Annotated in this window: 27 protein-coding genes; 20 read left to right on the forward strand and 7 right to left on the reverse strand. The window is 73.8% G+C overall.

Annotated features, from left to right (window positions below):
- From ACFE60_RS04460 to ACFE60_RS04475, 4 genes are all read left to right on the forward strand, one after another.
- Positions 1–913, forward strand: a 913-nt coding sequence (locus tag ACFE60_RS04460; RefSeq protein WP_375387635.1) for an ABC transporter permease, incomplete at its 5' end; no start/stop codon positions are given.
- Positions 914–957: 44 nt separating this feature from the next.
- Complete coding sequence (locus ACFE60_RS04465) at positions 958–1392, forward strand: hypothetical protein (RefSeq protein WP_375387636.1); 435 nt, start codon at positions 958–960, stop codon at positions 1390–1392.
- An 85-nt stretch (positions 1393–1477) separates the two neighbouring features.
- Complete coding sequence (locus ACFE60_RS04470) at positions 1478–1819, forward strand: nuclear transport factor 2 family protein (protein ID WP_375387637.1); 342 nt, start codon at positions 1478–1480, stop codon at positions 1817–1819.
- On the forward strand, positions 1816–3042 hold the full coding sequence (locus ACFE60_RS04475; protein ID WP_375387638.1) for an FAD-dependent oxidoreductase: 1227 nt from the start codon (positions 1816–1818) through the stop codon (positions 3040–3042). Before ACFE60_RS04470 ends, ACFE60_RS04475 begins: the two co-directional genes overlap by 4 nt.
- A 224-nt stretch (positions 3043–3266) precedes the next feature.
- Here ACFE60_RS04475 and ACFE60_RS04480 read toward each other — a convergent pair whose 3' ends face one another.
- Positions 3267–3689, reverse strand: coding sequence for an organic hydroperoxide resistance protein (locus tag ACFE60_RS04480; protein WP_375387639.1), 423 nt, complete (start codon positions 3687–3689; stop codon positions 3267–3269).
- Between the two features lie 69 nt (positions 3690–3758).
- Here ACFE60_RS04480 and ACFE60_RS04485 point away from each other — a divergent pair, with 69 nt between their 5' ends.
- Positions 3759–4292 (forward strand): GNAT family N-acetyltransferase, encoded by a 534-nt coding sequence (locus ACFE60_RS04485; protein ID WP_375387640.1) that lies wholly within the window; start codon positions 3759–3761, stop codon positions 4290–4292.
- On the opposite strand, the gene ACFE60_RS04490 is transcribed toward ACFE60_RS04485, so the two are convergent.
- Positions 4289–5902, reverse strand: a complete 1614-nt coding sequence (locus tag ACFE60_RS04490) for a DEAD/DEAH box helicase (RefSeq protein WP_375387641.1) — start codon at positions 5900–5902, stop codon at positions 4289–4291. The two genes, ACFE60_RS04485 and ACFE60_RS04490, sit on opposite strands and share 4 nt — an antisense overlap.
- A gap of 237 nt (positions 5903–6139) precedes the next feature.
- Between ACFE60_RS04490 and ACFE60_RS04495 the strand changes: the two genes are divergently transcribed.
- The 9 genes from ACFE60_RS04495 to ACFE60_RS04535 all read left to right on the forward strand — a co-directional run bounded on the left by ACFE60_RS04495 (position 6140) and on the right by ACFE60_RS04535 (position 15784).
- Positions 6140–6769, forward strand: coding sequence for a cysteine hydrolase family protein (locus tag ACFE60_RS04495; protein WP_375387642.1), 630 nt, complete (start codon positions 6140–6142; stop codon positions 6767–6769).
- A 201-nt stretch (positions 6770–6970) separates the two neighbouring features.
- On the forward strand, positions 6971–7144 hold the full coding sequence (locus tag ACFE60_RS04500) for an antitoxin (RefSeq protein WP_375387643.1): 174 nt from the start codon (positions 6971–6973) through the stop codon (positions 7142–7144).
- Between the two features lie 98 nt (positions 7145–7242).
- Positions 7243–8544, forward strand: a complete 1302-nt coding sequence (locus ACFE60_RS04505; protein WP_375387644.1) for an O-acetylhomoserine aminocarboxypropyltransferase/cysteine synthase family protein — start codon at positions 7243–7245, stop codon at positions 8542–8544.
- Between the two features lie 134 nt (positions 8545–8678).
- Positions 8679–10160 (forward strand): sugar porter family MFS transporter, encoded by a 1482-nt coding sequence (locus ACFE60_RS04510; RefSeq protein ID WP_375387645.1) that lies wholly within the window; start codon positions 8679–8681, stop codon positions 10158–10160.
- Between the two features lie 107 nt (positions 10161–10267).
- The gene (locus tag ACFE60_RS04515) at positions 10268–11329 is read left to right on the forward strand and encodes a LacI family DNA-binding transcriptional regulator (RefSeq protein ID WP_375387646.1); all 1062 of its coding nucleotides are present in this window, start codon (positions 10268–10270) and stop codon (positions 11327–11329) included.
- 46 nt (positions 11330–11375) lie between these two features.
- Positions 11376–12638, forward strand: coding sequence for an ABC transporter substrate-binding protein (locus tag ACFE60_RS04520; protein WP_375387647.1), 1263 nt, complete (start codon positions 11376–11378; stop codon positions 12636–12638).
- 38 nt (positions 12639–12676) lie between these two features.
- Entirely contained in the window at positions 12677–13585 is a 909-nt protein-coding gene (locus ACFE60_RS04525; RefSeq protein WP_375387648.1) for a carbohydrate ABC transporter permease, read from the forward strand.
- The gene (locus tag ACFE60_RS04530; RefSeq protein ID WP_375387649.1) at positions 13575–14432 is read left to right on the forward strand and encodes a carbohydrate ABC transporter permease; all 858 of its coding nucleotides are present in this window, start codon (positions 13575–13577) and stop codon (positions 14430–14432) included. The genes ACFE60_RS04525 and ACFE60_RS04530 overlap by 11 nt, the downstream gene beginning before the upstream one ends.
- Before the next feature lie 2 nt (positions 14433–14434).
- The gene (locus tag ACFE60_RS04535) at positions 14435–15784 is read left to right on the forward strand and encodes a family 1 glycosylhydrolase (protein WP_375387650.1); all 1350 of its coding nucleotides are present in this window, start codon (positions 14435–14437) and stop codon (positions 15782–15784) included.
- Positions 15785–15825: 41 nt separating this feature from the next.
- Here ACFE60_RS04535 and ACFE60_RS04540 read toward each other — a convergent pair whose 3' ends face one another.
- Positions 15826–16425, reverse strand: a complete 600-nt coding sequence (locus ACFE60_RS04540; protein ID WP_375387651.1) for a GNAT family N-acetyltransferase — start codon at positions 16423–16425, stop codon at positions 15826–15828.
- Between the two features lie 60 nt (positions 16426–16485).
- Here ACFE60_RS04540 and ACFE60_RS04545 point away from each other — a divergent pair, with 60 nt between their 5' ends.
- Entirely contained in the window at positions 16486–17535 is a 1050-nt protein-coding gene (locus ACFE60_RS04545; protein ID WP_375387652.1) for an aldo/keto reductase, read from the forward strand.
- 22 nt (positions 17536–17557) lie between these two features.
- Positions 17558–18055: a GNAT family N-acetyltransferase gene (locus ACFE60_RS04550; protein WP_375387653.1), complete on the forward strand. Its 498-nt coding sequence runs from the start codon at positions 17558–17560 to the stop codon at positions 18053–18055.
- Here ACFE60_RS04550 and ACFE60_RS04555 read toward each other — a convergent pair.
- From ACFE60_RS04555 to ACFE60_RS04565, 3 genes are all read right to left on the reverse strand, one after another.
- Positions 18033–18845: an SDR family NAD(P)-dependent oxidoreductase gene (locus tag ACFE60_RS04555; protein ID WP_375387654.1), complete on the reverse strand. Its 813-nt coding sequence runs from the start codon at positions 18843–18845 to the stop codon at positions 18033–18035. The genes ACFE60_RS04550 and ACFE60_RS04555 overlap by 23 nt on opposite strands.
- Positions 18846–19062: 217 nt before the next feature.
- Complete coding sequence (locus ACFE60_RS04560) at positions 19063–19896, reverse strand: VOC family protein (protein WP_375387655.1); 834 nt, start codon at positions 19894–19896, stop codon at positions 19063–19065.
- A gap of 138 nt (positions 19897–20034) precedes the next feature.
- The gene (locus ACFE60_RS04565; RefSeq protein WP_375387656.1) at positions 20035–20718 is read right to left on the reverse strand and encodes an SDR family oxidoreductase; all 684 of its coding nucleotides are present in this window, start codon (positions 20716–20718) and stop codon (positions 20035–20037) included.
- 67 nt (positions 20719–20785) lie between these two features.
- On the opposite strand from ACFE60_RS04565, the gene ACFE60_RS04570 reads away from it, so the two are divergent.
- Positions 20786–21316: a CoA-binding protein gene (locus ACFE60_RS04570; RefSeq protein WP_375387674.1), complete on the forward strand. Its 531-nt coding sequence runs from the start codon at positions 20786–20788 to the stop codon at positions 21314–21316.
- Between the two features lie 151 nt (positions 21317–21467).
- Here ACFE60_RS04570 and ACFE60_RS04575 read toward each other — a convergent pair whose 3' ends face one another.
- Positions 21468–22109 (reverse strand): NAD(P)-dependent oxidoreductase, encoded by a 642-nt coding sequence (locus ACFE60_RS04575; RefSeq protein WP_375387657.1) that lies wholly within the window; start codon positions 22107–22109, stop codon positions 21468–21470.
- A 146-nt stretch (positions 22110–22255) separates the two neighbouring features.
- Between ACFE60_RS04575 and ACFE60_RS04580 the strand changes: the two genes are divergently transcribed.
- The 3 genes from ACFE60_RS04580 to ACFE60_RS04590 are packed head-to-tail and all read left to right on the forward strand — an operon-like array spanning position 22256 to position 24965.
- Positions 22256–22897, forward strand: coding sequence for a M15 family metallopeptidase (locus ACFE60_RS04580; RefSeq protein ID WP_375387658.1), 642 nt, complete (start codon positions 22256–22258; stop codon positions 22895–22897).
- A complete protein-coding gene (gene alr / locus ACFE60_RS04585; protein ID WP_375387659.1) occupies positions 22894–24027 on the forward strand; it encodes an alanine racemase in 1134 nt (377 codons plus the stop codon). Before ACFE60_RS04580 ends, alr begins: the two co-directional genes overlap by 4 nt.
- Complete coding sequence (locus ACFE60_RS04590; RefSeq protein WP_375387660.1) at positions 24024–24965, forward strand: D-alanine--D-alanine ligase; 942 nt, start codon at positions 24024–24026, stop codon at positions 24963–24965. The genes alr and ACFE60_RS04590 overlap by 4 nt, the downstream gene beginning before the upstream one ends.
- Positions 24966–24974 lie beyond the last annotated feature (9 nt).

The raw sequence follows: 24974 nt of genomic DNA on the forward strand, positions 1-24974 counted from the left end.
GTGGATCGCCGCGGTGATCGGATCCCGCCGCGTGCTGTCCGTCACGCCGCTGCAGGCGCTCGGCGGGGCGGAGGAGGCGAGCGAGGACGAGAGCCGCGCGAGCCGCCTCCGCTCGGCCGCGGCGATCGTGCTCGGCGTGCTCGGCGTCCTGCTGCTCCTCGGCGGCGTCGCGATCGGCTCGGTCAGCTTCTTCGGGCTGCTCGTCGCGTTCAGCGGCGGCATCGTGTCCTTCACCGGGATCGTCCTCGGCGCGCACCTCGTGATCCCCCGCGCCCTGCGCATCACCGGGCGGATCATGGGCGGCTCGGCGACAGCAAGGCTCGCGGCGGAGAACGCGGTCCGGTACCCGCTGCGCAGCACCCGCTCGACGGTCGGCCTGCTCGTCTCGGTGACCCTGATCACCACCTTCGGCGTGGCGCTGCGCACCTTCGGCGACATGATCCGGGCGGCGGCGGGCGACGACCCCGGGTACTACGCGGGCGTCGAGTCCATGCTCACCACGGTCACCGTCGTGTTCTCCGTGCTGATCGGGTTCAGCGCGGTCATCGCCGGCGTCGGGCTCGTGAACGCGCTGTCCCTCGGGGTGCTGCAGCGGACCCGCGAGCTCGGGCTGCTGCGGGCGCTCGGCTTCAGCGCGAAGCAGCTGCGGCGCATGATCCTGGCCGAGAGCGGCCAGCTGGTGCTCACCGCCGTCGCGCTCGGGCTGGTGCTCGGCACGGTCTACGGCTGGGCCGGCGCGCACTCGCTCGTCGGGGCCGCTCCCGGCACGCCGGGGCTCGCCTTCGTCGGGATCCCGTGGCCGCTGATCGCCGTGGTCGTCGTCGGCGGCGCTGCGCTGACCGTCGTCGCCTCCGTCGCCCCCTCCCGCCGCGCGACCCGCGTCGCCCCCGTCGAGGCGCTGGGCGTCGGATGACCGGCCGCGACCACCCCCTCCACGCCGACCCGGAAGGACCCTCCATGCCCTCGCGCCTCGTTCCCGCCCTCGCCCTCGCGGCCGTGCTGCCCCTCGTGCTGACCGGCTGCTCGGTCGCCGACGGGCTGCAGCACCAGACGAGCGGCACCGCCGCGACCCCCGCCGCGCTCGAGCAGGCCTGGCGCACGCCCGCCTCCCAGCCCGACTGGGTGCCGGCCGACTCGACCGACATCCGCTACATCGCGGCGACGGGCGGCTCGGCCGACCGCAGCCCCGCCTCCGTGCGCGTGACCACGGCGAGCGCGCTGCCGCAGGGCTGCACCGAGATCGACCGCCGCTCCCTCGACTCCTTCGGGGAGTCCTGGGCACCGAAGACCTTCCCGGACAGGGTCGAGCGCTGCGGCAACTGGGCCGTGATGCCGGTCGACGGCGGCTGGTTCGGCTGGACGCCCCTCGCCCCTGCGGAGGCCGCGGAGTAGCGGGCCGCCCCTTCGTTCTGTAGGTCTGGCAGACCTGCAGAACGAAGGTCGGCGCACGTCCACCTGCCGCGAGCACGATGACGGCATGAGCGAGAGCCTCTCCGAAGCCGTCCCGGCCGCCATCCGCGGCTTCATCGACGCGACGAACGCGGGCGACTCGGCCGCGTTCGTCGCCGGCTTCACGGAGGACGCGTTCCTGTCCGACTGGGGCCGTGAGTTCGTCGGCCACGACGGCGTCGCCGAGTGGGACCGCAGCGACAACATCGGCAAGCGGTCGCACTTCGACCTGCTCGCGGTGAAGCCGGGCGTCGGCGACCAGCAGTTCGTGGCCACGGTCGTCGTGTCCGGCGAGGGCTTCACCGGCACGAGCGACCTCGAGTTCACCGTGCGCGGCGATCGCGTCGCCCGGCTCGTCATCGCGCCGTGACGGCGCGGGAGGCGGACGTCCTCGTCGTGGGGGCCGGCCTCGCCGGCCTCGCCGCCGCCCTGCGGCTCACCGCCGCAGGCCGGTCCGTCCGCGTGCTGGAGGCGTCGGACGCACCGGGCGGGCGGATGCGGTCGGACGCCGTCGACGGCTTCACCGTCGACCGCGGGTTCCAGATCCTGAACACGGCGTACCCCGAGCTGCGGCGCATCGGCCTCCCGGACGGCCTCGACCTGCGGCCCTTCGTGCGCGGGGCGCTGCTGCGCGACGCCCGTGGCCTGCACCTGGTCGCCGACCCGCGCCAGGTGCCGGCCGGGGCGGGCGGGCTCGTGACCGCACCGCTCGGGTCCGCGGTGCGGCGAGCGCTGCTCGGCGCGTACCTCGCCGACGTCACCGCGCTGCCCGCCTCCCGCATCCGCCACGGCCGCGACGTCGAGCTCGCGAAGGCGCTCCGTCGCCGCGGCGTGACCGGCGATCCGGTCGAGCACTTCCTGCGCCCGTTCCTGCAGGGCGTGCTGCTCGAGCGCGAGCTGCGCACCTCCAGCCGCTTCGTCGCGTTCGTGCTGCGCAGCTTCGCGTACGGCGACGTCGGCGTCCCCGCCGCGGGGATGGGCGCGCTGCCGCTGGCCCTCGCGGCCCGGCTGCCCGAGGGCACGATCGAGTACGCCGCCCGGGTCGTGGCCGTGCGGCCCGGCGAGGTCGACATCGCCGGTGGAGGGACGCGCGCGGCGGAGGCGGTGGTCGTCGCCGCGGATCCCCGCACGGCCGCCGGGCTGCTCGGCCTGCGGCAGCCGGCGATGCACGCGGTGACGACCGTGTGGCACGCGGTCGCGGCGCCGCCGACCCGCCGGCCGGTGCTCGCGCTCGACACGGAGGGCGGACCCGTCGCGAACAGCGTCGTGATGACGAACGCCGCGCCGGGGTACTCCCCCGACGGCCGCGCGCTGATCGCGTCGTCGGTGCTCGGCCCGGAACCGGTCCCGGATCGGCTGCTGCGATCGACGCTCGCAAGGATCTGGGGCGTGGGCACGACCGGGTGGCAGGAGGTCGCGGTGACCTGGGTGCCCGCCGCGCTGCCGGCGCTGCCCGGCGGCAGCCCCCTCCGCAAGCCGGTCCGGCTGGCCGAGGGCCTCTACGTGGCGGGCGACCACCGCGACACCCCGTCGAGCCAGGGCGCCCTGGTCAGCGGCCGCCGCGCGGCGGCCGCGTACCTCGCCGGGCGGTAGCGGCGCAGGTCCCGGCCGGACGGTGGTCGCGCGTCGGCCGGAGCCCCCGAGCCCCGCAGCGGGTCACCCGAGTCCTTCACCAGGAAGATCCGAGTCCTACGGCAGGAAGTATCCGCGTCGGCAGGAAGAACTCGGCCGGTTCTTCCTGCCGAAGCGAGTTCTTCCTGCCGTCGTGCTCAGGGATTCCTGCCGTCGTGCTCGGGAATTCCTGCTGTCGTGCTCGGTCAGTCGTCGGTGACGCTGACCGTCACCTCGATGTTGCCGCGGGTCGCGTTGGAGTACGGGCAGACCAGGTGCGCCTGGTCTGCGAGGCGCTGCGCCTCGTCGTGCGGCAGGTCGGGGACCACGACCTCGAGGTGCACGGTCAGGCCGTAGCCGCCGGCGCCGTTCGGGCCGATGCCGACGCGGGCGCCGACGGAGGAGTCGCCGAGCGCGACCTTCGCGGCGCGCGCGACGCCCTGCAGCGCCGAGTGGAAGCAGGCGGCGTAGCCGGCCGCGAAGAGCAGCTCCGGGTTCGCCGCGCCGCCGGCGCCGCCCATCTCCTTCGGCACGGCCACGTCGATGTCGATGATGCCCTCGGAGGAGCGCACGTGCCCGTTGCGGCCGGCGCCCGTCGAGAGCGCCTCCGCGGTGTAGATGGTTGTCATGTCACCACCAACTGGCTGCGGCGGCGGGTATTCCTGGGCCGATCGGCGCGGGCGGAGGACACTGACCGCATGGCCGTACTGGTGAGACCGGACATCCGCTACCACGCGTCGTGGATCGTGGGGGTCGCCGAGTTCGGCCGGCAGCACATGGACGGCAGCGGCCCGGCCGCGGACGTCGCCGCGCTCACGCACGGGGACGCCTTCGCGGCCTACGTCGACCTGCTGCGCGCCGACGCGCGCGAGGACTCGACGCGGCCGGAGGGGTTCGTCCCGGCGACCGCGCTGTGGATGGTCCACGAGGGCGAGTTCATCGGCTTCCTGCAGATCCGCCACCGCCTGTCGCCCTTCCTGCTGGAGCAGGGCGGGCACATCGGCTACAGCGTGCGCCCCTCCGCCCGCCGGCGCGGGCACGCCTCCGCGGCGCTGCAGGCGGCGCTGCCCGTCGCCCGCGACCTCGGCATCGACCGGGTGCTCGTGTGCTGCGACGAGGACAACGCCGGGTCGCGGACCGTCATCGAGCGGGCGGGCGGCGAGTACGAGGACTCGCGGGCCGGCCGGCGCCGCTACTGGATCGGGACCGAGGCGGACGCCGGGACGCCCTAGCGGGAGGCGTCGGGGCGACCGCCGTCGCGACCGGCGCGACGGCTGCCGCGGCGCTCGGCCGGGGCCGAGTCGCGCTCGCTGAACGACGACCAGGCCGACCCGGCGGGCGAGCCCGTCGAGGTCGAGTACGTCATGGGTGCGCCGCCACGGCCGCCTGCGGAGCCGCCTCGGCGACCGGCGCCACCGGCAGGCGAACCGCTGCGACGCCCCGCGCCGCGGCCCTCGCCGGACGCGGACGCCGCACCACGACGCTGCTCGCCGGACGCCTGCCCGCGACCGGACCCGGACTCGGTCCGGCGGCGGCCGTCGCCCGCGGCCGGGGCGGCGGCGCCGCTCCGGTTGCCGCGCCGCGCGGGCTGAGCACCGCCGCGACGCTCCTGCCCGGCGGGGCGGTCGGCCCGCGGGCGCTGCACCTGCTGCGGCGCGGCGGGCGCCGGGGCCACCTTCGGGGCGACCTCGCCGACCAGCTGCAGCACGGCGGCGGACTGCGCGGTCACCTGCACCGGCGACGCGGCGACGCCGGCGGCGCGCAGCAGCTGCGCGACCTCGCGGCGCTGCTCCGGCAGCACCAGCGTGACGACCGTGCCGGAGGCGCCCGCGCGGGCGGTGCGGCCGGATCGGTGCAGGTACGCCTTGTGCTCGGTCGGCGGGTCGACGTGGATCACGAGGGCGATGTCGTCGACGTGCACGCCGCGGGCGGCGACGTCGGTGGCGACGAGCACGCGGATCGAGCCGTCGGAGAACGCGGCCAGGTTCCGCTCGCGGGCGTTCTGCGACAGGTTGCCCTGCAGGTCCGCGGCGGGGATGCCGGCCGCGGTCAGCTGCTTCGCGAGGCGCTTGGCGACGTGCTTCGTGCGCACGAACAGGATGCGGCGGTCGGTCCCGGAGGCGAGCGCCTCCATGACCTCCCGCTTGCCCTCGGCGTCCCGCACCTCGAGCACGGCGTGCGACATCGTCTCGACGGCGGAGGTGCCGTCGTCGACGGAGTGCGTGACCGGGTTCGACAGGAAGCGCTTGACCAGCTTGTCCACGCCGTTGTCGAGCGTCGCGGAGAACAGCAGGCGCTGGCCGCCGGCGGGCGTGGCGGCGAGCAGTCGGGTGACGCCGGGCAGGAAGCCCATGTCGGCCATGTGGTCGGCCTCGTCGAGCACCGTGATCTCGATCTGGCCGAGGGTCAGGGCGCCCTGCTTCAGCAGGTCCTCGAGGCGGCCGGGGCACGCGACGACGATGTCGACGCCGCGCTGCAGGGCGGTGACCTGCGGGTTCTGGGAGACGCCGCCGAACACGGTGGTCACGGTGAGGCCGGCGGCCTGGGCCAGCGGCTGCACGACGGCGGCGATCTGCGTCGCGAGCTCGCGGGTCGGGGCGAGCACCAGGCCGCGGGGGCGGGAAGGGCGGCGCTGGCCGCCCTGCAGCCGGGCGACGAGCGGCAGCGCGAACGCGAGGGTCTTGCCGCTGCCGGTGCGGCCGCGGCCGAGCACGTCCCGCCCGGCGAGGCTGTCGGGCAGCGTCGCGGTCTGGATCGGGAACGGCTGCGTGATGCCGGCCGCGTCGAGCGCCGGGAGGAAGGAGGCGGGCACGCCGAGCGTGCCGAAGGAGGAGGAGGACATGGGTGATCTCTGTCGTGTCGTGGCGGCGTCGGGCCGCGGCGGCGGTGCGGACTCTGCACCTGAACGCGCCGCTCGCGGCACCGTCTCGACCGCATGCCCATGGGATGGGTACAGCCGGGAGATCGGGTGCGCTTCGACGCCCACGTCCGGGAGGACGCGTGAGGAGACTACCAGCCGACCGGGTTCGCTCTGGTCAGCGCCCGCTTTCCGCCTGTCGCGCCGCGGTAGCGTTCCGCCGTGACCGATGGACCGCGGCGTGCGCTGCTCGTGATCGACGTCCAGCGCGAGTACGTGGACGGCGCCCTCCCCGTCGCGTTCCCGCCGCTGGCCCAGAGCCTGCCGAACATCGCGGCGGCGCTCGACGCGGCGCACGCCGCCGGCCTCCCCGTCGTCCTCGTGCAGCACGTCGACGCCGCCGACTCCCCCGTGTTCGCGGCGGGCTCCCGCGGCGCCGAGCTGCACGACACCGTCGCCGACGCCGCGCACGACCTGCTGGTGACGAAGCAGGCGGTCTCGTGCTTCGCGGGCACGGACCTCGCGGCCCGGCTCGCCGAACGGGACGTGGACACCGTGACGATCGCCGGCTTCATGACGCAGCACTGCGACGAGTCCACGGCGCGCGACGCGGCCGACCTCGGGCTGGCGGTGGAGCTGCTCGCCGACGCGACGGGCACCCTCCCGCTCGTGACGCCGACCGGCGCGCTGTCCGCGCAGGAGGTGCACGAGCGCACCCTGGTCGTGCTCGGCGCGGGCTTCGTGTCCGTCGCGACGACGGCGGCGTGGGCGGACGCGGTCCGCGCCGGCGACCCCCTCCCCGAGCCGGACCTCTGGGCGAGCACGGCCCCCGCTCGTCACCTTCCTCGTTGAGGCTCGGATCGGCGCCACGCCGCCGGCCGGGCATCGCGGTGCGGCGTGTCGCCGATCCGGCCTGAACGAGCACGGTTCGCGGTACTCAGCGCCTTCCCCGGAGACGCGGAGCCCACGGCGGGCGGCCGGACGGGCGACGCCCACGTGCGCGGCCGAGACTCCCCTCGCACGCGCCGACCGGCGCGGCGGGAGGAGCACCGCATGAGCGGCATCGGAGACAAGGCCAACGACTTCCTGCACTCGGACAAGGGCGAGCAGGCGAGCGACGGCGCCCTCGACAAGGCCGGCGACGCGGCCGACCGCGCCACCGGGGGCGGCCACGACGAGCAGATCGACACGGCCCGCGAGGCGGCCGACCAGAAGCTCGGCGACTGACAGCGGAGGGGGAGGCGGATCCCGACCGCCTCCCCCTCCGCGTCCTCCGGGGTCGGCCGCGGCCTGCGTCGCCGCGACCGGCGACTACCGTCGAGCGCATGGCCGACCGCGAGTACGGGTTCCGCACCAGAGCGATCCACGCCGGGAACATCCCCGATGCGACCACGGGTGCGCGGGCCCTGCCGATCTACCAGACCAGCGCGTTCGTCTTCGACGACGCCGACGACGCGGCCGCCCGCTTCGCGCTGCAGAAGTACGGGAACATCTACAGCCGTCTCGCCAACCCCACGGTCGCGGCGTTCGAGGAACGGATCGCCAGCCTCGAAGGGGCGCTCGGTGCGGTCGCGACGGCGTCGGGGCTCGGCGCGCAGTACATCGCGTTCGCGTCCCTCGCCGGGGCCGGCGACCACGTCGTCGCCTCCGCCAACCTCTACGGCGGGTCGCTCACCCAGCTCGACGTGACGCTGCGGCGGTTCGGTGTCGAGACCACATTCGTCGCGTCGTCCGAGCCGGAGGCGTACGCCGCCGCGATCACCGATCGCACGAAGGTGGTCTTCGCGGAGAGCGTCGCGAACCCCTCAGGCGACGTCGCCGACGTGGCGGGCCTCGCCGACGTCGCGCACGCGGCCGGGGTGCCGCTGATGATCGACGCGACCGTCGCCACCCCGTACCTGTCCCGGCCGATGGAGTGGGGCGCGGACATCGTCACCCACTCCGCGACGAAGTTCCTCGGCGGCCACGGCACCACGCTCGGCGGCGTCGTCAGCGAGTCCGGCCGGTTCGACTGGGCCAGCGGCCGCTTCCCGCTCTTCGAGCAGCTGGTGCCGACCTACGGCGGGCTGGAGTGGCACGGCAACTTCGGCGAGTACGCGTTCCTCACCCGCCTGCGCGCCGAGCAGCTGCGAGACATCGGCCCGGCGCTGTCCCCCACCTCCGCCTTCCAGCTGTCGCTCGGCGTCGAGACGCTGCCGTACCGCATGCAGGCGCACGTCGACAACGCGCGGGCCGTCGCCGAGTGGCTGGAGGCGGACCCGCGCGTCGAGTACGTCAGCTGGCCGGGACTGCCGGGCCACCACCACTTCGAGCGGGCGAAGCAGTACCTGCCGAAGGGGCCGGGCAGCGTGTTCGGCTTCGGCGTGAAGGGCGGCCGCGACGCCGGCCGCACCTTCATCGAGTCCGTCGACCTCGCCAGCCACCTCGCGAACATCGGCGACGCGAAGACCCTGGTCATCCACCCGGCGTCGACGACGCACGCGCAGCTGACCGAGCAGCAGCTGCTCGACGCGGGGGTGCTGCCCGGCCTGATCCGGCTGAGCGTCGGGATCGAGGACGTCGACGACATCGTCGCGGACCTCGACCAGGCGCTCGACGCCGCGGTCGAGCGGGTCGCCATCGCCTGAGCGCGGGCTGAGCCGGGACGACTGCTCAGCAGACTTTCACTCGGCATCCGAGAGGATCACCGGCCGAACCCAGTCGCATCGACGCGGCACGACCGGATTCTGCTCTCGAGCGCCGCGCGGTGAGGACCTCGTCCATGAGCGGCACCCAGCAGCGGCCGAACCGGCAGGACGCCCCCGGCCTGCGGGGCCTGAAGCGCAAGGTCACCGCGCTCGCGGTCGCCGGAGCGCTCGGCGGATTCCTCTTCGGCTTCGACTCCTCCGTCGTCAACGGCGCGGTCGACGCGATCGGCAAGCAGTTCGACCTCGCTCCGGCGATCCAGGGCTTCTCGGTCGCGATCGCCCTGCTCGGCTGCGCCGTCGGCGCCTACCTCGCGGGACGGGTCGCCGACCGGATCGGCCGCACCCGCACCATGCTGGTCGGCGCCGTCCTGTTCCTCGTCAGCTCCATCGGCGCCGGCCTCGCGTTCGGCGTCGTCGACTTCATGCTGTGGCGCGTGATCGGCGGCCTCGGCATCGGCGTCGCATCCGTCGTCTCCCCCACCTACATCGCCGAGGTCGTACCCGCCTCGGTGCGCGGCCGGCTCGGCTCCCTGCAGCAGCTGGCGATCACCGTCGGCATCTTCGCGGCGCTGCTCTCCGACGCGCTGCTCGCCGGGTTCGACGGCACCTCGGGGGCCGAGCAGACCCTGCTCTTCTCGCTCGAGGCGTGGCGCTGGATGTTCCTCGTCGGCGTGGTGCCGTCGATCGCCTACGGGGTGATCGCGCTGCGGCTGCCCGAGTCCCCGCGCCACCTGCTGGCGAAGGACGACGAGGACGGCGCCCGCGCCGTGCTGCGGCAGACCACCCCGCACGACGACATCGACGACGAGGTCGGCAGCATCAAGTCGACGATCGCGGAGGACGCCGAGAACGCGCAGAAGGCGAGCCTCCGCGGCCCGGTGCTCGGCCTGCAGCCCGTGGTCTGGGCCGGCATCGTCCTGTCCGTGCTGCAGCAGTTCGTGGGGATCAACGTGATCTTCTACTACTCCACGACGCTCTGGAACGCCGTCGGCTTCAAGGACTCCTTCGCGATCTCGGTGATCACCGCGATCGTCAACGTGGCCGTCACCTTCGTCGCCATCGCGATCGTGGACAAGGTCGGCCGCCGGCCCATGCTGCTCGCCGGATCGGCCGGGATGACGATCGCCCTGGCGGCCGTCGCGATCGCCTTCAGCCAGGCGAGCACGGGGTCCGGAGGCGCGGTGACCCTGCCGAATCCCTGGGGCGTCATCGCGCTCGTCGGCGCGAACCTGTTCGTCGTCTGCTTCGGCGCCACCTGGGGGCCGCTGGTCTGGGTGCTGCTCGGCGAGATGTTCCCGAACCGCATCCGCGCGAAGGCGCTGGGCGTCGCGGCCGCCGCGCAGTGGATCGCGAACTTCGCGGTCACCCTCAGCTTCCCGCCGCTCGCCGACCTGTCGCTGGTCTTCACGTACGGGCTCTACACCGCGTTCGCCCTGATCTCGCTGCTGTTCGTGTTCTTCCTGGTGCCGGAGACCAAGGGCGTCAAGCTGGAGGACATGGGCGGCCTCGCCTTCGGCCCGAAGGCGCGGAAGGCCGCGAACGAGGCCGCCCGGTAGGCGCGGATCACGCATCCCCGACCCGTCGTTGCGGGCCGGTCGACGCGCTGATACTGTCCGCTTCAACGTTTAACTGCTTAAACGTTTAAATACTGGAGGCAGGCGCTGTGGCCGATCGCACGGGACGAACCGTCACGTTGAAGGACGTCGCCGAGCGCGTCGGCGTCACGCCCGCGGCGGTCTCGATGGCGCTCTCCGGCAGCACACGGATCAGCACCTCGACCGCCGATCGGATCCGCGAGACCGCAGCGCAGCTCGGGTACGTCCCGAGCTCTGCCGCGAAGGCGTTGCGCAGCCACCGGTCGGGCGCGATCGCGCTGATCGTGCCGAACTCCACGCAGCACGTGTTCGGCCACGCCTACTTCATGCACGTCCTCACCGGCGTCTCGTCGGCAGCGAACGAGCGCGACGTCCAGGTGCTGGTCTCCACGAGCGCCAGCGAAGCCAGTGGCCTGACCGCGTACGAGCGCGTCATGCGCTCCCGCACCGCGGACGGCGCGATCGTGACGAGCGCCGCGATCGGCGATCCCAACATCGAACGTCTCGCGGCCAGCGGGCTGCCGATCGTCCTGCTGGGCAACTACCCGGAGCTTCCGCGAACGACGAGCGTCGGCTGGGACGATGTGGGGGCCTCGCGTGCCGCGACGACCCACCTCCTCCGGGAGCACGGCAGGCGGCGACTCCTCCATGTGACCGGTCCCCTCGACCACCAGACCGCGGTCGACCGGCGGGACGGCTTCCTCGCTGCGGTGCGCGCAGCCGGCCTCGAGGCGGATGCGAGCGTCGTCGAAGGCGATTTCAGCGAACGCTCGGGGTTCGACGCCCTCGCCGGCCTGCGGTTCGGCAGCGCGGGCTTCGACGCCGTCGTCTTCGCCAACGACGACATGGCCTTCGGCGGCCTGCAGTCCCTGCGGCGCCAGGGCCTGCAGGTCCCGGAGGACGTCGCTCTGATCGGCTTCGACGACTTCGGCCTGTCCCGCACGACCGATCCAGGCATCACGACGATGCACGTGCAGGCCGAGGAGGTCGCGCGGATCGCGGCAGAGCGCCTGTTCGCGCTCGTCGACGCGCCGCAGTCCGACGCCACCAGGGACGACCTCCCGGTCACCCTCATCCGCCGCGGGTCCTGCGGCTGCCCGCGGCAGGACGTCGTCCTCCACCGCTCCTGATCCTTCCCTCCCCGCATCACCTCGACTCGAAGGAGAGTTCCCCCTCATGAAGCGATCCCTCATCGCGACGGCAGCCGGCTCGGCCGCGCTGCTCGTCGCGCTCACCGGCTGCTCGGGAGGGTCGGCGTCGACCGCCGGCGGTCCCGTGAAGCTGACCGTATGGACCGGGTTCACCGGCGGCGACCGCCCCGGCTACGACCAGATCGTCAAGGACTTCAACGCCTCGCACAAGGACATCCAGGTGTCCATGTCGGTGCAGCCCTGGGACACGATCACCCAGAAGCTGCCATCGGCCTGGCTGACCGGCAGCGGCCCGGACATCGCCGCCCCCAGCTCGGACCCGAACGCGATCGCGCAGTACGTGAAGACGAACTCGGTGCTGCCGATCACCGACACGGGCAGCGGCGACAGCAAGGTGAACGTCGACCAGATCGCGCCGGCGCTGATCAAGGAGTTCACGTACAACGGGAAGCTCTACGCGGTGCCCGCGAACTACGCGACGCTGAGCCTCTACTACAACAAGAAGCTGTTCGCGGCGGCCGGGATCACCTCCCCGCCCAAGACCGTCGCCGAGTTCCAGGACGACGCGAAGAAGCTGACCGACCCGGAGAAGAAGCAGTACGGGCTCGTGCTCGCCGACAACCAGACCATCCAGATGTGGCCGATCCTGCAGTGGCTCGAGGGCGGCGACATCGTCGATACGAAGAGCTGCAGCGTGCTGCAGTCGGCGCAGGGCCAGGCGAGCCTCAAGCCGTGGGCCGACCTGGTCGCGAACGACAAGGTCTCCCCCGTCGGCCTGACCGGCGCGGAGGCGGACTCGCTGTTCTCGGCGGGCAAGGCCGCGATGGAGATGAACGGCCCGTGGGCAGCGCCCGGCTACAAGTCGGCCGGCATCGACCTCGGACTCGCGACGATCCCAGTCGGGACCGACGGCTCCTCCGTGACGCTGGGATCGACGGCACCGCTCGCGATCTCCGCGAAGACGAAGCACCCGAAGCAGGCGCAGGAGTTCGTCGCCTACTGGACCAGCAAGACGGCCCAGAAGAAGTTCTCGCTGCAGACCGGCTTCCCGACCCTGCGCACGGACCTCGCCGACGACCCCGACCTGAAGGCGAACGAGATCATCTCGACGTTCACGGAGCAGGTGCCGGACGCGCGGCTCTACCTGCCGCACGTGCCGGAGGCGACGCAGGTCGACGCGAACGGCTACGTGCCCTTGATCGGCAGGATCACGCGCGGCCAGGACCTCGCCGCGCAGACCGCCGCCGCCGGCAAGACGATCGACGCGTTGACCGGCTGCTCGTCCTGATGAGCGTCGGAGCACCGGTCCGGGTGGAGGGAGGCGCCATGTCGCCCTCCACCCGGGCCACCCCGGCCGCGTCCCGCCGGCGCCGGCTCCGTTGGCAGCCGGCGTGGCTGTTCATGGCGCCGAGCCTCGTGATCCTGGGTGTCTTCGTGATCTACCCGATCCTCGTATCGTTCTGGTACTCGCTGCACGACTGGACGATCGGCGCCGACGTGCAGCCGTTCGTCGGCCTGCAGAACTACATCGCCCTCACCCAGGACCCGCGGTTCTGGGGAGCGCTCGGCAACACGCTCGAGCTGACGATCGTCTCGGTCCTCGTGCTGGTGGTCCTCGGGCTCGCTCTGGCGGTGGCGCTCGTGCGCGACACCGCGGTGACGAAGGTGGTGCGCGCCGCCTTCTTCTTCCCCACGATCGTGTCGCTGACCTCGATCGGCCTCGTCTGGCGATTCCTGCTCGACCCCGAGCTGGGGCTGGTGGCCGGGCTGAGCCAGACGATCGGTCTTCCTGCGGTGGACTGGCTGCAGTCCCCGTCGCTCGCTCTGCCCGCCGTGATCTTCGTCGACGTGTGGAAGAACGCGGGCTTCGTGATGATCATCCTGCTGGGCGGGCTGAAGGGCGTGCCGAGCGAGCGGCTCGAGGCCGGCCGCATCGACGGAGCGACCTCGTGGCAGCTCCTCCGGTTCATCACCCTGCCGAGCATCCGGCCGACGCTGCTGTTCTCGACGCTGATCCTCACGATCCAGTCGCTGCAGCTGTTCGACCTCGTCTACGTCATGACCGGGGGCGGCCCGCTCTTCGCGACCGACACGCTCGTCACCGAGGTCTTCCGCGAAGGCTTCGTGAACTTCCGCACCGGGTACGCCTCCGCGATCTCCTGGGTGCTGTTCGCGCTCATCATGCTCGTCTCGCTGCTGCAGCTGCGCCTCTTCCGGTACGACGATGTCGACTGAAGCCCCGCGGCTGCGCGCTGCCGGCACCACCCCGCTCCGCGTCGGTTCGATCGTGCGCTGGGTGCCGATCACCATCGGGGTCGTCGTTGCGGTCGTGCCGTTCCTCTGGATGCTGTCGGTGTCCTTCCGCACCGAGGCGGACGTGTTCGCGAACCCGGGCAGCCTGCTGCCCGGCGCCTGGACGCTGCACGGCTACATCGGTGTCTGGGAGCAGCTGCCGTTCCTCCGCCTCGTGCTGAACACGGTCGTGTTCGCCGGCGTCACGACCATCCTGACGCTGGTGCTCGACTCGCTGTGCGCCTACGCGCTGGCTCGTCTGCGCTTCCGAGGCAGGAACGTCGCGTTCGTGCTCGTGATCGCCACGTTGATGGTGCCGTTCCAGGTCACGCTGATCCCGGTCTTCATCGAGCTGTTCCACCTCGGCTGGCTGAACACCTATCAGGGGCTGATCATCCCGAGAGCGACCAGCGCGTTCGGGATCTTCCTGCTGCGTCAGTCGTTCCTGACCATCCCGGCAGAGCTCGACGAGGCGGCGCGGATCGACGGCGCCGGTCATCTCCGCATCTACGCGCGCGTGATCCTGCCGCTGTCCAAGCCGGCGCTGGCGACGGTGGGCCTGCTCAACTTCATGGCGCTCTGGAACGATCTGCTCTGGCCGCTGATCGTGACGAGCGACGCGGAGATGCGCACGCTGCCGGCGGGTCTGACCCTGTTCGGTGGAGCGCACGTCACGGACCATGCCGTGCTGCTCGCGGGCGCGACGATCTCGCTGCTGCCCCTCGCCGTCGCGTTCTTCCTCGCCCAGCGGTTCTTCGTCGAGGGCGTCGCGACCACGGGGATGAAGTGACCGTGGCGACGGACGCGTTCGCCCCCGGCTCGATGACCTGGCTGCTCGGCATCGAGGACACCTGCGTGTACCCGCCCGCGCGGTTCGACATGGCACCGCTCGACGAGTTCGACCTGACCGAGCACACCCTGCGGTGGCGCGAGGACCTCGCGACCGCGCAGGAGCTCGGTGCCACGGCCGTCCGCTACGGCGTCTCCTGGCCGCTCGTGCACGTCGCGCCCGGGGTGTTCGACTGGTCGGTGCTCGACGAGCGCCTCGGGTACGCCGCCGGCGACCTCGGGCTGACGGTGATCGCGGATCTGGTGCACTACGGCACGCCGACCTGGCTCGACGGATCGTTCGCGGACCCCCGCTACCCCGACTCGATCGCCGAGTTCACCGGTGCCTTCGCGGCCCGCTACCGCGGGCTCGTCGATCACCTGACACCGCTGAACGAGCCGATCACCACCGCGTCGTTCTGCGGGTTGCGCGGCGTCTGGCCGCCGGCGCTCTCCGGCTGGACGGGTTGGACGACGGTCGCGCTCGGCATCGTCGACGGCATCCGGCGCTCGATCGCGGCCGCTCGCTCTGCGAACCCGGACGTCGTGATCGTCCATGTGGAGGCGTCCGCGCTCTACATGCCGTCCACTCCGGACCTGGAGGCGCACGCGGAGCTGCTTCGCGGGGTCTCCGCCCTGCCGACCGAGCTGCTGCTGGGACTCGTTGGCGCCGACCACCCGATGCACGGCTGGCTGATCGAGCACGGCGCCGATCCGGTCGACCTCGCCCGCTTCCGCATCGCCGCGCCGTCCATCGACCTGCTCGGGGTGAACTACTACCCGGACCTGACGCCCCGAACGCTCGTGGCCGGATCCGGCTCCGTCGAGCAGATCGCGACGAACCGCTGGGCGGAGGGCCTGCGCGATCGGCTGCAGTGGTTCGCGGATCGCTTCGCCGTCCCCATCCTGATCACCGAGACGAGCATCGAAGGCACGGAGTCGGTCCGCGCCGACTGGCTCACCGACTCCGCGAAGGCGGTGCTCGATCTCCGCCGTGCAGGGTTCGACATCCGGGGATACACGTGGTGGCCCCTGCTCGACTTCGTCGACTGGTCCTACGCCTCAGGTGGCCGCAACGTCGAGGAGTTCCTGCTCTCCCCTGCGGCGAGCGGTCAGGCGATCGGCTCAGCCCGCGCCGAGATCTTCGGCGACACGGCCGCCGGCAAGAGCGCCTTCCTCCGCCGCATGGGGCTGCTCGCGCTGGAGGAGCAGCCGGACGGCTCGCTGCGCCGGGTGGCGACCGCCGCGGCCCCGGTGTTCGAGCGCCTCGCTCTGCTGACCCGAGCGGACGGTCTGCGTGGCCGCGCCGGGTGAACCACGACGCGCGTCGCTCCCGATGCGCCGCCGCCGTCCGCTCATGGGCGCTGGAGCGCTCGCCACTCGCGGTCGAGGATCGCGAAGTCGACCTCGGTGCTCCAGCGCTCCTTGAACCACTCGTTCTCGACGAGCACCGCCTCCTGGCGCATCCCGATCTTGCTGAGCACGGCGCCGGATGCGGGGTTCAGGTCCTCGATGCGCGCGTGGATCCGATGCAGGCCGAGGCCGTCGAAGCCGAGCCCGAGCAGCACGCGAGCCGCCTCGGTCGCGTAGCCGTGCCCGTGGTGGGCCGGGTTGAAGACGTAGCCGATCTCGGCGCCGCGATGCTCGGGCTCGTTCCACATCAGCAGCACGTCGCCGATCAGCTCGCCGGTCTCCTTCAGCACGACGGCGAGGCCCAGCGCCTGGCCGCCCTCGGTCAGCACGGACCTGAAGCGCTTCGGGTCCCGGTACCGCTCCACCACCTGCTCCCTGGTCATCGGCGAGAAGGGGATGTACGCGCAGACGTCCTCCCGCGACAGGTAGGCGTGGATCGCGTCCACGTCGCCGACCGGGTCGATCGGGCGCAGCAGCAGCCGCTCGGTCTCGATCGGGTAGTCGGGAGCGAGCAGGGGGACGGCGGCGTCCTCGGCGGTCATGCCGCGACCGTACCGACCGCACGCAGGTCCCGCGGATCCGCCGCTGCCTACGCTCGGACCATGCAGTACCGCCAGCTCGGCTCCTCCGGCCTCCGCGTCTCCACCATCACTCTCGGGACCATGGGCTTCGGCGGCACCGGCTGGGCGACGCCCGTCGGCAGCATCGACGTCGACGGCGCCCGCCGCCAGCTCGACCTGGCGCGCGCGGCCGGCGTGAACCTGATCGACACCGCCGACGTGTACTCCGACGGCCTGTCCGAGGAGATCCTCGGCGAGGCCCTGGGCAGGAACCGCGACGAGGTGCTGATCGCGACGAAGGTGCGCGGCGCGATGGGCGACGGCCCGAACGACGCCGGGCTCTCCCGGCACCACATCGTCGAGGCGGCCGAGGCGAGCCTCCGCCGGCTGCGGACCGATCACATCGACCTGTACCAGGTGCACGAGTGGGACGGGCAGACGCCGTTGGAGGAGACCCTGAAGGCGCTGGACGACCTCGTCCGCTCCGGCAAGGTCCGCTACATCGGCGCCTCCAACTACACCGGCTGGCAGCTGATGAAGGCGCTGTGGACGTCCGACCGGGGCGGGCTCGAGCGGTTCGTCAGCCAGCAGATCTACTACTCGCTGCAGGCGCGCGACGCGGAGAGCGAGCTGGTGCCGGTCTCGATCGACCAGGGCCTCGGCATCCTGGTCTGGAGCCCGATCGCGGGCGGCCTGCTGTCGGGCAAGTACCGACGCGGGCAGGACGCGCCCGAGGGCACGCGCCGCTTCGAGGGCTGGACCGAGCCGCCGGTGCACGACGAGGACCGGCTCTACTCGACCATCGACGCGCTCGTCGAGATCGGGGCGGCGCACGACGTCTCCGCGGCGCGGGTGGCGCTGGCGTACACGCTCGCGAAGCCGGCCGTCACATCGGTGATCGTCGGCGCCCGCACGGAGGAGCAGCTGGCGGACAACCTGGCCGCCGCCGACCTGGAGCTGACCGCGGACGAGCTCGCGCGGCTCGACGCGGTGTCGCTCGAGCCGCTGCGCTACCCGCACTGGCATCAGCTGGGCGCCGCCGACCGCATCGGGCCGGCGACCCGCGCGCTGCTGCAGCCGCACCTGGGCTGACCGTCGCGGGTAGCGTCGTCCGGTGACGATCGCGTACCACCGCGCCCCGGCGGCGCAGCTCGACCCCGTCCTGCTGTACCGGCTGCTCGAGCTGCGGGTCGCCGTGTTCGTGGTCGAGCAGCGGGCCGCCTACGACGACCTGGACGGGCGGGACGTCGAGCCGGGCGCGGAGCTGCTGTGGGCGGAGGAGGACGGCGTCGTCCTCGGCACGGCGCGGGTGCTGCACGACCGCGACCCCGAGGCGATGCGGATCGGCAGGGTCGCCACCGCGGTCGCGGGCCGCAGCCGCGGCGTCGCCTCCGCCCTGATGCGGCTGGGGGTCGAGCGCTGCCAGGAGGTCGCGCCCCGGCTGCCGATCCTGCTCGACGCGCAGGAGCACCTGGCGGGCTGGTACGCGCGGTTCGGGTTCGTGGTCGACGGCGAGCAGTACCTGGAGGACGGCATCCCGCACGTGCCCATGCGACTCGACCCCGCCGGACTCAGCGCTCCCGCCGGGCTCAGACCAGCCAGGAGCGCGTGACCTCGAGCACCCGGGAGCCGTCGAGGTCCGCGAGGCTGCGGCCGGCGAACGCGACCGCGGTCGCCGAGGTCTGCCAGCGGAACCGCGGCGCGTCGGTGATCGCCGCCTCGATGACGGTGCCCGCGGCCTCCGCCGGCGACTGGGCCGCGGCGAAGGCGCCCGCGGTGCGCGCGAGGTACGCGTCGAGCAGCGCGCCGTAGGGGCCGCCCTCCCCGGCGGCCGGGCGCTCGACGTTCTCGACGAAGGCGCTCGCGACCGCGGCGGGCTCGACGACGCTCACCTGCACCCCGAACGGCGCGACGACAGGCGCGAGCGACTGCATCAGTCCCTCCACGGCGAACTTCGCCGCGCAGTAGGCATCGGCGAAGGGCTGGCCGACCGCGCCGCCCACGCTCGTGACCGTCACGATCCGGCCGGCGCCGCGCTCGCGCATCCCCGGCAGCACCAGTCGCGTGAGGCGTGCGACCGCGATCAGGTTCACATCGAGCTGCGCCGGCAGGTCCTCGTCGGTCAGCTGCTCGAGCGTCGCGACCGAGCCGCGCCCGGCGTTGTTGACGAGCACGTCGATCGCGCCGGCCTGCTGCACCACCTCCGCCGACCGGGCCGCGTCCGTGACGTCGAGCGCGACCACCTCCACCTCGACGCCGGCGTCGTGGGCCGCGGCGAGCAGCGCATCGCTGCGGGACGGATCCCGCACGGTCGCGATCACGTGGAAGCCGGCCACCGCCAGCCCGACGGCCGTGTGGAGGCCGATGCCGCTGGAGGTGCCGGTGACGAGAGCGGTGCGCATCCGCACAGTCTGCGCCGCGCCGCCTCAGCCCTCCGTCTGGTCGTCGTCGCCGCCGGAGGCGACGTCGTCGATCGGTCCCGTGCCGTCGGGCAGGTCGTCCGGGTCGGCCGTGCCCTGCTGGTCCTGCTTCGGGTCGCTCATGCCCAGAGCCTGCGGTGCTCCCCTGCGCGCACCGTGGGCGTCGCGTGCCGGATCCCTGGACGTGCCAGGGCCGCGCTCACCACGACCTCGGCGCGAACTGCGACAGGGTGAACCGCGCCCCTGCGGGGTCGACGACCACCGCGTGCCGCGTCCACTCGTCCTCGCCGGTCGACGCGACCGTGCCGCCCGCCGCCTCCACCGCAGCGACGGCGGCGTCCCGGTCGGCCACCGAGAAGGACACCTGCCAGTGCGCCCGCTCGCCCGCCTGCAGCGGCTCGAAGCCGCCGATCGCGTCGTCGAACCCCGGCGGCGAGTACCGCTGGCGCTCGTGGATGCCCGGGTCGCTCGTGGCGGCCAGGTGCGCGCCGTAGCCGGGGACCCGGATGAAGCCCGCGGCGGAGTCGTCCCACCGCCAGGGCAGGAACGCGGCGTAGAACGCGAACGCGGCGTGCGCGTCGGCGGTGTGCAGGTTGCTGAAGTTCCAGCCTCCCGCCGCGTTGACGTGCTGCGCGCCGAGCCGCCTGCCCGCCTGCCACAGCCGGAAGGGAGCGCCCTCGCGGTCGAGGCACGCCACGGGGCGACCGCCCGGGGTGTCGGCGGGAGGGCTGGTGACCGTGCCGCCGGCCGCCTCGACCGCGGCGGCGCTCGCGTCGGCGTCGTCGACCGCGAGGTAGGTGCTCCACGCGGTGCCGGCGCCGATGGCCGCGACGCCGGAGGCGATCGCGCCGACGTCCTGCCCGTCGATCGTCGCGATCAGGTAGTGCCCCGGCGCCTGCGGCGGCATCGCGTCGGTGAGCGTCCAGCCGAGCACGGCCTCGTAGAACGGCGCGATCGCCGTCGCGTCGCGCGTCTCGAGGTCGATCCAGCTCGGGACGCCGTGCGGGTAGGTGCGGGGCGGGAGGTCGGTCACGGGGCGACCGTAGGCCTCCGCCCCGACAGCGCGCGGATCCGGACGGGCGGGACGACACGCCGGGCTCCGGCGCTCCGGAGACGGCGTGTCGCGCGAACCGTCCGGATCCGCGAGAAGGATCCGGATCCGCGAGAAGGGTCAGCGGCCGAGGATCCTCGTCGGGCGCACGGAGACGGTCTCCACGGTGCCGCCGGGCGGCAGGTCCACCACCGCGCGGACGACCGCGGCGACGTCGGCGGGATCGAGGTAGTAGCGGGTGTCGTAGACGCCGCCCTCGCCCTGCACCTTCGCGCGCTGCATGTCGGAGTCGGTGCGCCCGGGATGCACGGAGGAGACGCGGACGCCGGCGGTCCGCTCCTCCTCGCGCAGCGCGTCGGCGAAGGCGCGGAGGGCGAACTTCGACGCCGCGTACACGGCTCCGCCCGGCGCCGCCACGAGGCCGGCGCCGCTGTTGATCGTCACGACGAGGCCCTGCGCGGCCCGGAGCGCGGGCAGCGCGGCGCGGGTCAGGTCGGCGACGGCCACCACGTTGACGCCGAGCACCCGGTCCCACTCCGCGCGGTCGGTGTCGGCGACCCGCCCGCTCGAGTCAAGGCCCGCGGAGTGCACGAGCACGTCCAGGCGCCTGGGCAGCGGAGGCACCGGGTCGACGGCCAGATCGGCGACGAAGGGCTCCGCGGAGGGCAGCGCGGCGACCACCGCCGCGACCGACGCGGCGGTCCGGCCGCCGACGAGCACGTGGTGCGTGCGGCCGAGGTCCTGCGCGACGGCGCGGCCGATGCCGCGGGAGGCTCCGGTGACGAGAGCGACGAAACGGTCCATGCCGGCAACGGTAGGGCGGCAGACTGGGGCGGTGACCGACACCGTGACCGCCACCCTCGCGAACGGGATGACCTGCGACATCCCCGCGTCGAGCCCGCTCGCGAAGCTGCTGCAGCAGAACCGGACGTGGCAGGGGCCGGACGCGAAGCAGCGGCTGCGGATCCTGCGGAACGCCGAGAGCATCGCGATCGTCGGCGCCAGCCCGAACCCGGCGCGGTCGAGCTACTTCGTCTCGACGTACCTGCTCTCCTCCAGCCCCTACCGCGTGTACTTCGTGAACCCCCGCGCGGCGCAGATCCTCGGGCGGGAGGTCTATCCGGACCTCGCGTCGCTGCCGGAGGTGCCCGACGTCGTCGACGTGTTCCGCCGCCCGAGCGACCTGCGGTCCGTGATGGACGACGCCCTCGCCGTGGGCGCGAAGACGGTCTGGGCGCAGCTCGGCGTGTGGAACGAGGAGGCCGCCCGGTACGGCGAGGCCGCTGGGCTGACCGTCGTGATGGACCGCTGCATCAAGATCGAGCACGCCCGCTTCCACGGCGGCCTGCACCTGCTTGGCTTCGACACCGGTCAGATCACCGCGCGCAAGACCATCCGCTGAGGCGCCCGCCCCCTCCGAGCCCGAGCCCTCCGAGCCCGAGCCCTTCAGCAGGAAGGAACACGTTCGGCAGGAGGTTCTGGCCGACTTCTTCCTGCCGAAGCGAGTTCTTCCTGCCGTCGTGCTCGGTTCTTCCTGCTGAAGTGCTCGGGGGTCAGGACGCGACGTTGATGTGACCCGTGCGCCCGGGGCGGCCGATCTCGTCCACGATCGCGAGCGCGAGGTCCGGACCCGAGAGGGTGGAGGGGCCGCCCTCGGCCGTCAGCGCCACGTCGCCGCCCACCCGGTAGGCACCGGTGGCCTCGCCCGGGGCGAACGCCCCGTAGACCTGCGCCGGGCTGATGTACACCCAGTCGAGGGCGTCGGGAGCGTCCCGCTCGAGCCACTCGAGGGCGCGGACCATCTCCTCCGCCTCCGGGCGGAACTGCTCCGGCACGTCCCCCTCGACGGCGCGAGGGCCGCCCTCCTCGATCCGGAGCGCGCTCCAGCCGCCGACGACGACGAGGCGCGCGCCCTGCTCCGCGGCCAGCCTCCCGGCGTCCGAGACGAGACCGTCGAGGCGGCCGGCCAGCTCGCCGCGCGGCGAGAGCGCCTCCACGACGACGTCCTGGCCGGCGACGGCGGCCGCGATCGCCCCCTCCTCCAGGAAGGAGGCCTGCACGTACTGCACGCCCGCGACGGGCTCCGCGGGCGCCGAGCGGCTGTAGGCCGTGACGTGGTGCCCGCGCGACGCGGCCTCCCGCACGACGTGCTCCCCCGTGTACCCGGTCCCGCCCAGTACCGCGATGCGTGCCATGTCGATCCCCTTCTCGTCGATCCGCACCCCTGCAACGCGGGGGCGCGGCTCCTTCTTCCGGATGAGATCCGGATCGGGCGGGCGACGGAGCGGCGTCGGCCCGGCGGCCGATGCGCACGACCGACGCCGCCCGGGAGGCTCGCACCGTGACCGTCCTGCTCGCCGACCCCGAGATCACGTCGCTGCCGGTGCTCGACACCGGCGAGCGCCTGGTGCCCGTGCCCGCGGACACCGCCGCGCCCGGCGCGGAGCGGCCGCTCGTCCGCTCCGGCGTCGCGGCCCGGCTCGCCGTCGCGCAGCTGCTGCTGCCGCCCGGCCGCCGGCTGCGCGTCGTGGAGGGGCACCGCACGCCCGCCGACCAGCTCGCGATCTGGCGCCGCTACGCCGCCGAGGTGCGTGCGGCCCACCCCGGCGCCGGGCCGGCCCTGCAGCGCCGCCTCACCAGCCGCTTCGTCTCCCCGATCGAGGTCGCCCCGCACGTGGCCGGCGCCGCGGTGGACGTGACCCTCGTCGACCGTCTCGGCGGCGAGATCGATCTGGGCACCCGCATCGACGCGACGCCGGAGGAGAGCGCCGGCGCGTGCTGCACCGATGCGGCGGTCGGCCCGGCCGCGCGGGAGGAGCGGCGGCTGCTCGTCGCCGCGATGACCGGCGCGGGCTTCGTGAACTACCCGACGGAGTGGTGGCACTGGAGCCACGGCGACCGCTACTGGGCCTGGTCGGTGCATGCGCCCGCGGCCCGCTACGGCCCGGTCGAGGCTCCGCTGCTCGCGACGGCCGGCCGATGAGCGCCCTGGCCCTGCCGGCCGCCGCCCCCGCACAGGGTTCCGCCCCGCGGCTCGTCGTCGACCGAGCCGCCATCGCGGCCAACGTGCGCCGGGCCGCCGCAGTCAGCGGCAGCCCCGTGCTCGCGGTGGTGAAGGCCGACGGCTTCGGCGCCGGAGCCGTGACCGCCGCCCGCACCGCCCTCGCCGCCGGCGCGACCTGGGTCGGCACGGCGACGCTCGCGGAGTCGGTCGCGCTGCGGCGCGCGGGCGTCGCGGCGCCCCTGCTCTGCTGGCTGCTGCCCGTGGACGCCGATTGGGCGACCGCGCTGCGCCTGCGGATCGACGTCGCGATCGCCTCCGTGCCGCACCTGCGCGCGGTCGCCGCCGCGGGCTCCGCAGCCGGGATGCGCGCCCGGGTGCATCTGCACGTCGACACGGGGATGGCGCGCGACGGCGCCGCGGCCGCCGACCTCGGCGCGCTCGTCGTCACCGCCGCGGAGGCCGAGGCGGCGGGCCTGATCGAGGTCGTCGGCGCGATGGGGCACCTCGCGCGCGCCGACGAGCCGGGCGACGCGAGCAACGCCGCCGGCATCGCGGCGTTCCGGCGGGCGCTCGGGCTGATCGCCGCTGCGGGCCTGCGGCCAGCGGTCCGGCACCTTGCCGCGACCGAGGCCGCCCTGCGCCTCCCCGCCGCCGCGTTCGACCTGGTCCGCATCGGCGCGGGCCTCGTCGGCATCGGCCCGGGCCTGCGCCCCGCCCTCACCCTGACCGCTCCGGTGGTGCTCACGCGCCGCGTCGCGGCCGGCACGCCGGTGGGCTACGGGCACGCCGCCCGCACGACCTCGGCGACGGTCCTCGCGCTGCTGCCGCTCGGCTACGCGGACGGGCTCCCCCGGCGGATCGACGCGGCGGCCGGCGTGCAGCTCGCGGGCCGCCGCTGCGCCGTGGTCGGCCGGGTCTCGATGGACCAGGTCGTCGTCGACGCCGGGCCCCACGGCGTCGCGCTCGGCGCGCCGGCGACGGTCTTCGGGCCGGGCGACCGCGGCGAGCCGACCGCCGCCGACTGGGCGCGCTGGGCCGGCACGATCGAGCACGACGTCGTGACCGGCATCGGCACCCGCGTGAGCCGCGTCGTCGCGAGCCGCTCGTGACCCGGGTCGCGGTGCTCGGCGGCGGGCGCAGCCCCGAGCACGACGTCTCCCTGCGCAGCGCGGCCGCGGTCGTCGCCGCGCTCGACGCCGCCGGCCACGAGCCGGTCGGGATCACGATCCTCCGCGACGGCGGCTGGAGCGGCGGCGGCCTCGAGCGCGCGTCGTTCGCCGCAGGGGTCGCGCTGCTCGCCTCCTGCGACGTCGTGTTCCCGGTGCTGCACGGCGCTCCCGGGGAAGACGGCGCGATCGCGGCCGTCGCGGATCTCGCCGGCCTGCCCGTGGTCGGCAGCCCGCTGATCGCCGGCGCGATCGCGATGGACAAGCACGCGACGAAGGCCGTCGCCGCCGCGCTCGGCATCCGGGTCGCGCCCGGCCTGCTCCTCCTGCCGGGCGAGCCTGTGCCGCAGGTCGCGCTGCCCGCCGTCGTGAAGCCGACCGCCGCCGGCTCGAGCGTCGGCGTCGCCGTCGTGACCGACCCCGCCGACCTCCCCGCCGCCGTCGCCGCCGCCCGCGCCGTGGGCGAGGCGGTGCTGATCGAGCACTACGTCCGCGGGCGGGAGGTGCAGCTGGCCGTGGTCGAGCGGCGGGACGGATCCCTCGCCGTGCCGCCGCCGATCGAGTACGCGGTGCAGGCGGGCGACGTCTTCGACACCTCGCAGAAGTACGACGGGACCGCCGTCGTCCGCTTCCCGGCCGAGGTGGACGAGGCGACCGAGGTCGCGCTCCGCGCCGCCGCCGCCCGGCTCTTCCGGGCGCTCGGCTGCCGGGGCCTGTCCCGGTTCGACTTCTTCGTCACCGCGGACGGGTTCCTGCTGAACGAGGTGAACACGATGCCCGGGATGACGCCGCAGTCCGGGTTCCCGCGGATGTGCCGTGCGGGCGGCCTGGACCTGCCGGCGCTCGTCGACGAGCTGGTCGCGGTGGCGCAGCGGGGCTGATCCGGCCCG

This window comes from uncultured Amnibacterium sp., from assembly GCF_964245895.1.
Taxonomy (GTDB): Bacteria; Actinomycetota; Actinomycetes; order Actinomycetales; family Microbacteriaceae; genus Amnibacterium.

Coding starts and splice junctions, on each gene's coding strand:
- ACFE60_RS04505 (WP_375387644.1), top strand. CDS start 7,243: ATGGCCGACCGCGAGTACGGGTTCCGCACCAGAGCGATCCACGCCGGG.
- alr (WP_375387659.1), top strand. CDS start 22,894: ATGAGCGCCCTGGCCCTGCCGGCCGCCGCCCCCGCACAGGGTTCCGCC.
- ACFE60_RS04575 (WP_375387657.1), bottom strand. CDS start 22,109: ATGGCACGCATCGCGGTACTGGGCGGGACCGGGTACACGGGGGAGCAC.
- ACFE60_RS04540 (WP_375387651.1), bottom strand. CDS start 16,425: ATGACCGCCGAGGACGCCGCCGTCCCCCTGCTCGCTCCCGACTACCCG.
- ACFE60_RS04510 (WP_375387645.1), top strand. CDS start 8,679: ATGAGCGGCACCCAGCAGCGGCCGAACCGGCAGGACGCCCCCGGCCTG.
- ACFE60_RS04500 (WP_375387643.1), top strand. CDS start 6,971: ATGAGCGGCATCGGAGACAAGGCCAACGACTTCCTGCACTCGGACAAG.
- ACFE60_RS04565 (WP_375387656.1), bottom strand. CDS start 20,718: ATGGACCGTTTCGTCGCTCTCGTCACCGGAGCCTCCCGCGGCATCGGC.
- ACFE60_RS04480 (WP_375387639.1), bottom strand. CDS start 3,689: ATGACAACCATCTACACCGCGGAGGCGCTCTCGACGGGCGCCGGCCGC.
- ACFE60_RS04545 (WP_375387652.1), top strand. CDS start 16,486: ATGCAGTACCGCCAGCTCGGCTCCTCCGGCCTCCGCGTCTCCACCATC.
- ACFE60_RS04470 (WP_375387637.1), top strand. CDS start 1,478: ATGAGCGAGAGCCTCTCCGAAGCCGTCCCGGCCGCCATCCGCGGCTTC.
- ACFE60_RS04555 (WP_375387654.1), bottom strand. CDS start 18,845: ATGCGCACCGCTCTCGTCACCGGCACCTCCAGCGGCATCGGCCTCCAC.
- ACFE60_RS04530 (WP_375387649.1), top strand. CDS start 13,575: ATGTCGACTGAAGCCCCGCGGCTGCGCGCTGCCGGCACCACCCCGCTC.
- ACFE60_RS04525 (WP_375387648.1), top strand. CDS start 12,677: ATGTCGCCCTCCACCCGGGCCACCCCGGCCGCGTCCCGCCGGCGCCGG.
- ACFE60_RS04520 (WP_375387647.1), top strand. CDS start 11,376: ATGAAGCGATCCCTCATCGCGACGGCAGCCGGCTCGGCCGCGCTGCTC.
- ACFE60_RS04570 (WP_375387674.1), top strand. CDS start 20,786: ATGACCTGCGACATCCCCGCGTCGAGCCCGCTCGCGAAGCTGCTGCAG.
- ACFE60_RS04485 (WP_375387640.1), top strand. CDS start 3,759: ATGGCCGTACTGGTGAGACCGGACATCCGCTACCACGCGTCGTGGATC.
- ACFE60_RS04490 (WP_375387641.1), bottom strand. CDS start 5,902: ATGTCCTCCTCCTCCTTCGGCACGCTCGGCGTGCCCGCCTCCTTCCTC.
- ACFE60_RS04465 (WP_375387636.1), top strand. CDS start 958: ATGCCCTCGCGCCTCGTTCCCGCCCTCGCCCTCGCGGCCGTGCTGCCC.